General features: G+C 41.1%; 5 protein-coding genes and 1 pseudogene. All 6 read left to right on the top strand.

Going from position 1 to position 13,344, the window contains the following annotated elements; all coding sequences use genetic code 11:
- Positions 1-199 precede the first annotated feature (199 nt).
- Positions 200-5,487: pseudogene (locus ACNAZ4_RS14455) on the top strand (CehA/McbA family metallohydrolase); the annotation flags it as partial.
- Between the two features lie 139 nt (positions 5,488-5,626).
- Positions 5,627-6,307 carry an LPXTG cell wall anchor domain-containing protein gene (locus ACNAZ4_RS14450; RefSeq protein ID WP_415815477.1) on the top strand — a complete coding sequence of 227 codons (681 nt, stop codon included), beginning with the start codon at positions 5,627-5,629 and terminating at the stop codon, positions 6,305-6,307.
- A 719-nt stretch (positions 6,308-7,026) separates the two neighbouring features.
- A complete protein-coding gene (locus ACNAZ4_RS14445; RefSeq protein ID WP_415815338.1) occupies positions 7,027-7,677 on the top strand; it encodes a 5-bromo-4-chloroindolyl phosphate hydrolysis family protein in 651 nt (216 codons plus the stop codon).
- Positions 7,677-8,855 (top strand): toxic anion resistance protein, encoded by a 1,179-nt coding sequence (locus tag ACNAZ4_RS14440; protein WP_415815336.1) that lies wholly within the window; start codon positions 7,677-7,679, stop codon positions 8,853-8,855. Before ACNAZ4_RS14445 ends, ACNAZ4_RS14440 begins: the two co-directional genes overlap by 1 nt.
- Before the next feature lie 147 nt (positions 8,856-9,002).
- Positions 9,003-10,685, top strand: a complete 1,683-nt coding sequence (locus tag ACNAZ4_RS14435) for a serine hydrolase (RefSeq protein WP_415815334.1) — start codon at positions 9,003-9,005, stop codon at positions 10,683-10,685.
- A 158-nt stretch (positions 10,686-10,843) separates the two neighbouring features.
- Positions 10,844-13,309 (top strand): S8 family serine peptidase, encoded by a 2,466-nt coding sequence (locus ACNAZ4_RS14430; protein WP_415815332.1) that lies wholly within the window; start codon positions 10,844-10,846, stop codon positions 13,307-13,309.
- The last annotated feature ends 35 nt before the right edge of the window (positions 13,310-13,344 follow it).

Here is a 13,344-nt window from a genome sequence, read left to right as displayed (position 1 = left end):
CCCCGTTTGTAAATTATCTGCTAAAATCCCATCTAAATATAAACATATTTTCCTAGAGAAGTACATACATGATAGAAATTTGTCGAATTTTTAATAATTTTTTACAAAACTCTGTATCTTTCATAAACAATATTTTGTAGAATTATAGTAGTTTATTAATCAATGAAAGGAGTTTCTGGGGACTAGATAGATATAAAGTATGATAAAAGGAAGGTACTGGATGAAAAGAAAAATGAGGGATTACAGAAGATGGGCTAGTTTGTCCATGGCTATTTTATTGCTTATTAGTACGTTTTTACCAAGTGGATTAGCTTTAAAAGTAAACGCTTCCATTTCTGAACATGTGGTGATCAGCCAGGTGTATGGAGCTGGAGGAAACAGCGGTGCTTCATTAAATAAAGACTTCATAGAATTATATAATCCAACATCAGAACCTGTGTCTCTTGAAGGATGGACTGTCGAGTATGCCTCTGCAGGGGGAACATCATGGCAGTCAACAAGTTTAACAGATGAGATACCTGGATATGGATTTTATTTAATCACTCAAGGAGGCGGCGCGAATGGAGAAGAGCTTCCGGATGCAGATGCTTCTGGCTCCATAGCGATGGCTGCAGGAGCAGGTAAAGTAAAGCTGTTAGACAAAAATAAAAATCAAATTGACTATGTGGGTTTTGGACCGACTGCAAGTGTATTTGAAGGTAGTGGTCCAACACCGGCGCCATCAGCAACGAAGAGTGCCCAGCGTCGTCCTTACGCAAACGTTCTTCCTGAACCTGGTCTTGGAAATGCCTGGGATTCAGATGATAACGCAATGGACTTTGTGGCAGCAGCACCAGTTCCAAAGAACAGTGCCAGCCCGGCTGAACCGCCAATGGAATCAGATGCTAGCCTTCAGCCGTTAGGAAACAATATTCAATTTACCTTGCAGGATGGTAAGGCAAAAGTGACTGGATCTGTTGAAGCAACTATCGAGCAGTCTGTCATCAAAGTCTATGAAACATCAGCAAAAGGTACCACGCTTGGCAGTGCCAATGCAGCTGCTGATGGATCATTCGAAGTGAATTTTGAAACAGCGAAAGCATTAACTTCGGTTTATATTACGGCTACACAGGAAGGCAAAGAGGAAAGCGATGCCATCCAAATTAACCTAGCCCAGAACAGCAAAAATGTAGTGGCTGACAAACTGAGCTACAGCGTGGATAACAATGGCAAAGGTACATTGATCGGCAATGCCGGTGCAGGTGTAGTCAGGTCGACAATCTACGTTTATCCAAATTCTTCTGCAAACACAGGGGAGAGATTAAACGGTAATGGAACCGAGGTCCTTAACACTGGGGCATTTAATGCAATCACTTTCAACAATGCTCCCGCAACGGTTTACGTTACACAGCAATCAAGTGACAGCAAGGGAATCATGCTGGAAAGCGTCCCAGTGTCAGTTGAGAAAGCTGCAACTGATGTCGTTACTCCTTTGAATGAAGTGAAAGTAACGGACTCAAAAGGAATTCTTGCAAACCTTAATCAATTCTTTACTGTTGAAGGTGTCGTCACAGTCGACAATGGCGTGATGGGTAACCAGAAAAATAATTTCTACATTCAGGATGAAACGGCTGGAATCAATATCTTTGGTAACTTTGATTCCAAGCTGAAAATTGTCCGCGGCGACAAGCTTAAAATCACAGGTAAACTCATTCAATATAATGGTTTGACGGAATTAGAACCTACAGCAATTACAAGAGTAGCTGAGGGCCAGGCAGTTCCAGCAGCTAAATCTGCCACAATCCTGGATTTGAATACCTTCACGGCAGCTGAGCCTTTGGAAGGCAGTCTTGTCAGAACCAATGGTAAAGTTTCATCGGTTGCTACTTCAGGCGCCAACTGGAATGTAACTTTAGTTGATGAGAACAATAAATCAACAACAGTCCGCGTTATGGAGCCTACAGGCATCAAGGCTGATGAAGTATTCGAAACCGGAAAAAGTTATGCTGTAACCGGTATCGTCGGCCAATACACTACAAACGCAACACATGTCAACGGCTATCAGGTTTTCCCGCGTGATATGCAGGATGTTATTGCACAATTGAGCATTGATCATGATCCTTTGACACAGGTTTACAAAGATACGGCAGTTGAATTTGTGGCAAAAGCTAGCGGAGCGGAATCTGTAACGGTTTACTACCGTGCGGCAGGTTCAGCAGATTATATCGCTTTGCCATTGACTGCAGGAAGTGAATCCCGTTATACGGCAGTCCTTCAAGCTGAAAAAGTGCCGGCTAATGGATTTGATTACTATATTGAAGCTCGTGCAGGGGAAAGTGTGCAAAGCTCAGGCACGAAAGATGCACCACATCATGTTAGCCTGATTGAGGATGAGGATGGACCTAAAATATACGGGGAAGCACCAGTTGGAGGCACTAAGGTGGAAAGTCCTCGCCCGGAAATTTCGGTTCTGCTTGAAGACCCAAGCGGTGTGGATCAGGCAAGTGTGAAAGTGTGGCTTGATGGAGAGGAGCTCACGAATGCTCAAATCAGTCAAAGCCAAGTGAAATTCACTCCGGAGGAAGATTTAGCTGTTGGAGATCATACAGTTAAGGTCACAGCTATGGATTCCAAAGGAAACGCCAATGAATATGAATGGAAATTCACTGTGGTTCCGCGTTTCGAAGGTGGAAACCACTATCGCGGTACTACCCATAACCATACGAACATATCACATGACGGGGCTGGTGCGCCTGAAGCAGCCTTGAAGGCAGGACAAAAGTATAATTATGATTGGTTCGCTTTCTCTGATCACTCCCACGATATCGATCCAACTAAGCTTGGACAAGATACGGTAGAACGTGAGGGAATGCTTGAACGCAGCGGCGGCGAAGACTGGCAGCTGACAAAAAATCTGTCAGCTCAATATACAAAGAATGGCGAATACGTAGTATTCCCGGCGTTTGAAATGACCTCTACTACATGGGGCCACTCAAACATCTTTGGTTCAGAGAACTTCATCGACCGTAACATTAACGGGAAAATCTATCAAGATTTGAACAAATATTACGCGTGGGTCATGACCTACGATGATATTGTCGGTCAGTTTAACCATCCTGATATGTCAAAGGATGCTTTCAATAACTTTAAGCCTTATAACAAAGACTTAGATAAGCTTTTCACGATGCTTGAAGTAGGAAACGGATCCGGTCACTATGGATATGCAAATGCAGAGAAGAAGTTCTTCTCCACATTGGATTTAGGCTGGCATGTTGCCCCTACTTACGGTGAAGACAACCATGAAGGTACATGGGGACAGACGAATGCACGTACTGTCATTGTGTCTGACGATCTTTCACAGGAATCTCTGTTACATTCTATGCGTAATATGCGCGTTTACATGGCAGAAGACCCTAACTTCACGCTCGATGTAAAAGCAAATGGCTTCTACATGGGTTCAACTGTTGACAGCAAGACTTTGAATTTTAAGATCCAAGGCAGTGATCTTGTAGCTGAAAATAAATCCATGGCTGATTACAGTTATCTTTCTGCAGACTATAAGTCTGATGACAGAGTAGAAAAGGTCGAGTTAGTTTCGAACGGCGGTAAGGTTGTAGATTCCTATTCTCCAATGACTACGGAGTTTTCTTGGGAGCCTACTTATAAGGTAACAGGCGGACAGCAATGGTTCGTAGTAAGAGTTACCCAGGCTGATGGCGAGCGCATGTACTCGGCTCCAATTTGGTCAAAAGAAGAAGCTGTAGATGTAAAAGTAAACGGAATTGATATTGTCGGTGACGTTATTGTTGAAGGCAACCCTGCAACACTGAAAGCAAGTGTAGCGAACAATGGTACTCAGGAAGTTAAAAACCTGAAAGTGGACCTATACTTTGACGAGGTCAAGACAGATAACCTGCTTGGATCCCAGCAGATTTCCTCCATACCTTCTAAAGGAGTAGCGACTGCAACGGCTGTTTGGAACAGTCCGTTAAAAGGCGATCACAGTATCATTGCTGTTGTATCCTCTCTTGATGGACTGGAGCTTGGAGACACCAAATTTGTCCTTCCGGTGAAAATTAAGGAACCTCTCGGGGTCAATGTGTTAATTGATGCAAAGCACGGCAATGAAAACACGAGCGGCGATGGCGGAACGTATAAGGATAACTTAAAATCCTTTACAACGATGCTTCAAAAAGAAGGATATAAAGTTACTGAAAACACTTCTGCCATCACAGATAACGTATTAAGTAATGTTAATGTACTAGTCATAACACATCCAAAATCATCGTACACAGCTGATGAAAGTGCGGCGATTGCAAAATTCGTGAAAGCTGGCGGATCTTTATTGATGGCAGGTAAGAGCAATAACAGCACCACTCCTACTATTAACAACGAAATGATGGCCCAGATCGGAACATCGATCAGAATGGGTAATGATGGTGTGTTTGATGATAGTAAATCAGGAAACTTCTGGAGTGATCCAAAAGTGGCCCCTTATGCTGTAAGGGTATTCCCTGGATTAGTTTCCAACTATATTACAGACCGAGTTTCGTTCCTTGATTATTACAGCGGTACTAGTTTGTCAGGACCAGATAATTCAGCGCTGTCCGAAACTGGTAAAGTTGTGATTCTGGCCAAAGGAAATGAAACCACGTATCAGGGAAATATTAAAGGCGGATTCACCTATGATTCGGTTTCCGATGAAACTGGCGGAAGTGCCATACCATTAATCGCTTCAGAAGAAATTGGTGATAAAGGCCGTATCATAGTTTCAGGTATGAATATTTTCAATGATAAACAAATGGATGAATCATACGAGCCAAAAGGAAATGATGAATTTGCATTGAATGCAGTCAACTGGCTCGCTCATCGCGAAACAACTGTCACAAAAATTGGCGATGCAAGAAAGCTGGCTGAAGATACTCATACAGTGATTGAAGGAACAGTCACTACTGGAGCAGGAGTATTCTTTGACGCATTCTATGTACAGGATGAAACAGGCGGAATCATGGCATTCCAGGAAGTGCCTGCAGGATCCCTTAAGCCTGGTGATAAGGTCCGTATTTATGGACACATCATTACATTCGATAACAATAAAGAAATCGAATTTGTGAAGTTTGAACAGGATGTCATTAAAATCGGTGAGGGAGACCCTATTCAGCCGAAAGAAGTGGCCACTGGAGAAGCAACATCAGAAGCTAACCAGGGACTGCTTGTTAAAGTGAAGGGTAAGGTTGTCTCTAAATTTGATGATAACTCTTACGTGATTAATGATGGCTCTGGTGAAGTACTTGTATTCACAGATGGATATATTGTGAATCAAAGCGGACCTGTCCCTATTCTGGCTCCTTGTGATACGCTTGAAGCTATCGGTTTATCAGGGGAATTTGCTCAAGGAAAACGTATCAGGGTAAGAGATACAAAGGAACTTGAAAGACTCTCAACACTTCCAGGAAGTGACTGCCCTGAACCAGGAGATGGCGGAACTGAGCCAGGAGATGGCGGAACNNANCCAGGAGATGGCGGAACNNANCCNGGNGACGGTGGAACGAAACCAGGAGATGGATCTAAAAAGCCTGGAAAAGTAATTAAGCCAGTTAATGGTGTAGTAGAACCAGTAGGGAACATTTCTCAAGATAAGGAATCAATGAGTGTAGTAATTGATGGAATCAATCTAGAGGATGTAGAAAAAGGTCAAGTTGTCTTAGTTCAACCAAAAGATGCAAAAACTGTAGAAGTGTTGAAAGTTACTCTTACAACTGCTGTCCTTAAGGATTTGATTGCCAATAATAGTGGCATGAAGATTAACAAGGTTGATGCTGAGTTAACAATTCCTCCAACCATGCTTGAAGAGATGGTTGCATTTGCAAACGGAAAAGAGATTACGATCGAGCTTAAAGAAATGTATGCTCCTGGAGCAATTGGTCCTGTTTATAACTTTACTATTTCAGCAGGTTCTCAAACTCTCCATGACTTTGGAGGCAAGAAAATTACTATTGCCCTTAAAGTTGATCCGAAAAAAGTAAAAGGAATCGACACAGCCAAGATTAAAATCTTCTACTACAATGAAGATACTAAAGAGTGGGAAGTTCTTAAAGATAGCGTATATGATGCTAAGACAGGTATTGTATCAGCAACGACTACACATTTCAGTACATTTGGTGTTTTTGAGGATACTGATGAGTCCAAAGGATCACCGGTAACAAAGGATGAGAAAGGTAAGAAACTACCTAATACGGCAACGAATGTTTACAATTACACGCTGGCCGGATTGCTTTTATTAATAGGTGGCATTTACCTCTTTATCCGCCAACGCAGAAAAGCATAACTTTTTGACCTTATCCTCAGCCGAGGGTAAGGTTTTTTTATCTGATCCCTTTATTAAAATATATAAAATTATCAAAGGGATCAGATACCAATACAACATTTAATCATTTTTAGGACCTTTCTTATTTTGTTTGCTGATCACTGTAAGTAATAATAATTTCTCCTCCGAACTCAACATGCTCCAGCTGCCAGCTTTGACTCTCATTCAAAACACTCCTTCTCAATTGTATTATTTTTACTTTTACTTCTTTAATCCCTATATACCGCCTTTTTGAAAAAATCAAACAACAAAAGTTTCTACAAATTACCAGTTTTTTCTACAAGCTTGTCCCGGTTCTTTTGTCGAAGGAGATCAGGATTGCGAAAAGCATGGGGGAATAGTACCGAAATTTGGATAAGTGTGCAATTAACTTATTTTTCAGTGCAATTAATACTCTTAAACGTGCAATAATTATGAAGGACGGTGCAATTACTACACCTGAACGTGCAATTAATTCGTTTTACCTTGCAATTATCCGCATGCGACAAAGAGACCCTGCTACTTTTACGAGTATATCCACTCAGTCCCAGGACCTAGATGACTTTACTAACCAAGTCTGTAGAAAAAGAGGTTGTTTTGAAGTATTGTATAAGGGAGAAAACATTTTTTAACAGCATTTGAAACATTCTGCGCCTCCTATTCGTATAAATAGGAAGATTCAATACAGGAGTCGATGACTAATGAATAAATTCCTTTTACGATTCATGCAAACAGGTTCGGCAATCCCTTTTTCCGCATTCATCTGGCTGCTGGCGTATGCCGGTTTTGACCAGACGTTCTGGATGTCTTCGCTATATGGGGTCATTGGCGGGGGTGTCATGTTTTTTGGAGTAGGGTATTATCTTGAAAGACGAGTCCTTGAAAAAAACCGACTGACCAAGAAGGAATACAAATATATACAGAGAAATCTTAGAGAAGCGAATGTGAAGATTAAAAAGGTCCAGAAATCGCTCTTTTCGATCCGCCATATTCGTTCGTTGAAACAAAGAATGGAGCTGCTAAGGCTTGTGAAGAACATTCAAAGGCTAAACACGCGTGAGCCAAGGAGGTTTTTCAAGGCAGAACAGTTTTATTTTTCCCATCTTGATTCCATCATGGAACTGAGCGAAAAATATGCTTTTCTTTCCTCCCAGCCTGGTAAAAACCGCGAGCTGGAGCGCTCATTATATGATACTCAAGATACTTTGAAGGAACTTACCAAAATCGTTGAGAAAGATTTGAGCTATATGCTGGCTGACGATATTGACCATCTGAATTTTGAAATCGATGTAGCCAAGCATTCGATCAAGAAACTAAATGAAATTCCTGACGAGACCAGGAGGTTAAAATAATGACAGAAAAAAACCCAGACCTTTTAAAAAATACCGGCAATATCATGGACGATATTTTAACAAACCCGTTTGGCGATACACCGGAAATGCAGCTGCAGCCCAGCCTGCAGCAGCATGAAAACAAACCTGTTAAGCTGATTGATGTCATCCCTGAGGAAAATCGCCAGCGAGCCTACCAGTTGGCCGAGCAAATCGATCCGAAAAACCACCAGGCGATGATTCAATATGGTACACAGGCACAAGGGAAGCTGCTGACTTTTTCTCATGCGATGCTTGAGCATGTCCAGAAAAAGGATGTCGGTGAAGTAGGGGAGATCATCAATGATTTGATGAAGCATCTTAATGATATGAACCCAGAGGAACTTAGTGCCGAAAAGCAATCATTCTTTGCCCGGATGTTTGGCAAGATTTCGGGTTCTGTCCAGGAAATCCTCTCAAAGTATCAAAAGACAGGGGCCCAAATTGACCGGATCAGCGTAAAGCTCGATCGCAGTAAAAATGTGCTGCTTTCTGATATTGGAATGCTTGAGAAGCTATATGAAACGAATAAAGAGTATTTCAACGCCCTGAACATCTATATCGCTGCTGGCGAACTAAAGCTTGAAGAACTGCATGGAAAAACAATTCCTGAACTGAAAAAAGCCGCGGAAGCTTCCCAGGACCAAATGAAGTTCCAGGAAGTCAATGACATGATTCAGTTTGCCGACCGGTTAGATAAGCGCTTGTATGACCTGAAATTAAGCAGGGAAATCACGATTCAGAGTGCACCGCAAATTAGGCTGATCCAGAATACCAATCAGGCACTGGTTGAAAAAATTCAGTCATCAATTGTTACTGCTATTCCACTCTGGAAGAATCAGGTTGCGATCGCGCTAACACTGATCAGGCAGCGGCATGCAGTGGAAGCTCAAAAGCAAGTTTCAAAAACAACAAATGAACTCCTGCTCAAAAATGCAGAAATGCTGAAAACAAACACAATCGAAACTGCTAAAGAAAATGAACGCGGTATCGTTGATATTGAAACATTGAAGAAAACGCAGGAGAATCTGATCACAACCTTGGAAGAAACTCTGAGAATCCAGGAAGAAGGACGGACGAAGAGGCGTCAGGCAGAGCTTGACCTGGCTACGATGGAGAATGAGTTGAGGGTGAAGCTGCTCGAAATTAAAGACAAATAATACTAAAGGCAATGGAATCTGCGTTCCATTGCCTTTTTGATGTTCAATTCTAGTAATATTGAATAATTTTACATATTTATATATATTTCTTCATGCGATTCTCTTAAAATAAATGCTATAAGATAGAGAGAAAAACTGGGGGATATTATGAAGAAATATGTAAGTGCACTGATGATCATTTTATTATTCATTTCAACGCTCATGCCAATCAATCAGGCAGAAGCAGCAATGCTCAATTCTTATCAGGTTTTCGATAAGGCAATGAAGAAGGAGCTCAATCAATACATAAAGAAATCTGGAGGAACGGTAACCCTTCATTATCGGGATTTAACAAATGGCGATGAATATAAGATTAATAGCACGTCAGCCAAAAAAGCAGCAAGTACCATAAAACTTCCTCTTGCACTGTATGTGATGGAACTGGCTGCGGCGAACAAAATAAACTTGAATCAGAAGTTGACTTATAAAAGTTACCACTACTATGGAGGCAGCGGAGTTATCCAATATGATAGGGTAGGTACAAAATATACCATCCGTGATTTAGTGAAAAAAGCGATGGTCCACAGTGATAATATTGCTTTCATCATGCTAAAGGAGAAGGTTGGAAGAAGTAATTTTAATTCCTTTTTAAAAAAAGTTGGCGGAAAATATGCCTATCCAGGGGGCCAGAATGTAACTTCCTCGAAAGATTTAGTAGTTTATGCGAATCGTTTATATGACTTTGCTGAAAAGAATGAGCTTGGCAAGGAATTGGTCGGTTACTTAATGAAAACAGATTATAATACAACCATTCCAAAAGGAATCAAAGGAGCAAAAACAGCTCATAAGGTTGGAATGATTCCGATGTCACTTATATATAATGATGTAGCCATCGTTTACGATAAAAATCCATTCGCTTTGGCAATCATGACCAACAACATTAGTTACGCAAAGTCCCAGAAGGTTATTGCCGATCTTGCTGCAATCGTTCATAAGCATCATAAAAAGAAGAATAAGGCGACGTTTTTTAAAACGAAGAAAAAGACTATTATATATAAAAATACTACGGGAAAGCTGAAGAAGCTAGGCAGTCTTGGAAAAGGCCAATCTTTTAAAATCCTTTCAACTACATCCAAATGGTATCAAATTGAATTTGGCGGTGAAAAGGCATATGTGGAAAAAACTTCTGTAACTGTGTATCCACAGGCTCCCTCAGGCGGATTCACACTAAGTGAGGTTAAAGAAAAAGGAATAGTAACTGTCAATAACACTACTCCTTTCCGGTCCAAGGCGGCACCGAATGGAAAACCAATCGCAACTGTTTACAAAGGATCATCCTTATCATTCTATAAAACCAGTGGTGACTATTATAAAGTCCTTCTTGGCAAGAGAAGTGGGTATATCCATAAAAATGCAGTAAAGCTGGAATTCAGCTCATCAATTAAGTATTTCCAAGTCAACCAAGATCACGTCGCCTTATTCATCTTGAAAGATAAGGAGTATGTTCAGGTTGGATCATTGGAAAAAGGCCAGGTGTTCCCTAGGGTTCGAGAGTATGGCGTGTATAGTGAGGTATCTCTGGGAACGGAAAAAGGATATGTTCTAAAAGCGGAGACTTCACCGTTATTAACGGCAAAGGTCCACAATTCAATTAGTGCAAATGTAACAAAAGGAAATGTGAAACTCACTCAGGATGCTTTGGCATTAAGCAGTGCAGTTATCAATTCGCCAGCATTGGGAAAATTGAATAAAGATACGACGGTCTCGTTTCTGGAAAAAAACGGTGAGTGGTACGTGATTAACTTCCTTGGTCGAAAGGCTTACCTCCACAGTTCTTCCATTGAACAATAGTCAATTAACTATGTGCCGGAAAAAGCAAGTATACTAGTTATTTCCAGTGAAAAGAAGGTTTCTGGCTTTCAATAAAATTGATCTGCAGCCGATATTAACAGTGTATAAATCAGGTCTCCATTAGAATGAGTGCTTATGATGGAGAAAAGGAGAAGGTCATGAGGATAATCGCGTCGATCTTGTTCATATGCTTATCTTTTTTTACAGCAGTCACAGCTTCTGCTGAAGAACAAGTGACTAAATTCAGTACAGAGTACTTATTTGATGAAAAGAAGGATTTTAATAGTCGCGAGCTCATTGTGAAGTTCAATCCATCAGTTACGGATTCGCAAAAAACAAGCGTTCTACAGGGATTAAAAGTGAAGGAAATATCCACCTTGGATAAAGGCGACTTTTCCCTATTATATGTTTCTAGGGAAGAGGACCTTTTGCCTTTAGCAGAAGAACTGCTGTCTAAAGGTGAAGTGGATTTCGCGGAACCAAACTATAATTTCTCCTCCAACTTCGCACCAAAGGACCCGGGAGTGGAATTTCAATGGCATCTTAGTAAGGTTGAACTTCCTCAAGCTTGGGATGTAACACGAGGTTCTGCAGAAATCACTGTAGCGATAGTTGATGGCGGAGTTCAAACTGATCATCCGGACTTAAAAGGGAAAATTATTCATCCATTCGATATAGTTACAGGGAGCCCTGTAATATATGGGGATTTTCATGGAACACATGTAGCAGGCATCATTGCCGCTAGCCATAATAATATAGGTGTAGCCGGAATCGCTCCAAATATAAAAATCATGCCAGTGAATGTCTTTAAAGGTGATTCAGCCAGTGTTTATGATGTGGTCAGAGGGATTTATTATGCGGCGGACCATCAGGCGAATATCATTAATTTGAGTCTTGGCAGCCGTTCGTATAGCCAGGCACTTGCAAATGCTGTAGACTACGCCCGCTCCAAAGGCGTCGTGGTCATTGCTGCTGCCGGTAATGAGAATACGTATTTACGTACGTTTCCTGCGGCTTTTCAAGGAGTGATAGGAGTCAGTGCCACAAACTCCAATGATGAGATTACTAGATTCTCCAATTACGGTGATTATATTGATCTAGCCGCACCAGGAGAAGGTATTTACTCAACGATTAATGGAAGTTCCTATCAGTATTCAGATGGAACCTCCATGGCAGCTCCGATCGTTTCGGGAGTTTCTGCATTAATTCTCTCGAAAAACCCTTTTTTATCACCAGACGACGTAGAAATGATTCTTACTAGGTCAGCAATTGATTTAGGATTAGAGGGTCGGGATTATTACTACGGAGCCGGACGCATTGATGCTTACCGAGCTCTGCAGCAAACTCCTGGGCCCATGTCGCCGATTAAGGTTCCAGCTAGCATTTTTAGAATTGATGGCTTCAATAAAATGAATGTCTCAACGGAAATCTACAAAGGCACCAGGGTCTCTGTTGAAATAAAGAACTCGAAGAACGACGTTGTAAAAAGGCTGGTGTCAAACAAGGAGTGGAACGGCGGGAAATTGTCCTTATCTTGGAATGGGAAACAAGATGATGGTCAATTTGCTCACAGCGGCTCCTATAAAATCCATATCAAGGTTGCGAATGGATTAGAAACGATGAGCAAGTCGGCAGAGATTGAAGTGAAAAATGTCGTCAATCCTGTCATTAAGCTTGATCGTAAATCTGAAGTATTTTCACCATCCATTTCAAAAAAATTAGTGGTTCCCTACTCTCTTAATAAAGATGCAAAAGTCACGGCAGCGATTTACAATAGCCGTAATAAAAAAGTAAAGAGTCTCACAACAAGCAAGCCGATTAAAAATGGCAATAGAAGCATTTCCTGGACAGGGAAAGACAAAAAAAGCAAAACCGTTCCTGACGGAAAATATACGCTCGTCATTTATGCTGTAGACTCACAAAATCGAAAAAGCACTGTCAAACGGTTGGATATAAAAGTGGATACCTCCAAACCAAAGGCTACAGCAGCCCTTTCAAATTCCCTCTATAAAATGGATGGCAAAACAAAGGCTAAGTTAAAACTTAAAGTAAAAGAAACCGTGTATATTGATGCTTATATCACCACGAAAAAAGGAACAAAGGTTAAAAAAATCGCTTCAAATAGGAAATATAATTCAGGCAGCCATAGTTTGGTATGGGATGGGAAAAATGCGAAAACTCGTTATGCTGCTGAAGGAAAATATTTATTCCGGGTAGAAGTTCGTGATCAGGCAGGCAATAAACGTGTGGTGAAAAGCCCCATTTTTTCTTTGCAGGACTGGAGGAAGCCAGTCATTGAAGGGAAATCGCTAACTGAATACCGAAACACTGGAATAACAACGTTTACTTACAAACTGAATAAACCAGGTTACGTTAAGGTAGAAGTCTTTAAGGATCAAACTCAAATCCGAACGATTCAGCCAAAGACTTGGAAAAAGTCAGGGTCACAACAATTCAAATGGGATGCCAAAAGTAAATCGCATCGGCAGCTAAAAGATGGGAAGTATCAATATAGAATCACGATAACGGATGCCTATAAACAAAAAGCGGAATTTTCCAGCGCCTTAAACATCGCTTTAACCAGAGCGGATATTGTACATCCGTCAAGCATACCTAAGAAATAATCTCAAAAAGGGCTGTATGATCTGAAGTGATCACA

Source organism: Mesobacillus thioparans (genome assembly GCF_965138835.1).
Taxonomy (GTDB): domain Bacteria; phylum Bacillota; class Bacilli; order Bacillales; family Cytobacillaceae; genus Mesobacillus; species Mesobacillus thioparans.
The sequence above is the reverse complement of the archived record's forward strand: the minus strand, read 5'-3'. Positions and strand labels throughout refer to the sequence as shown.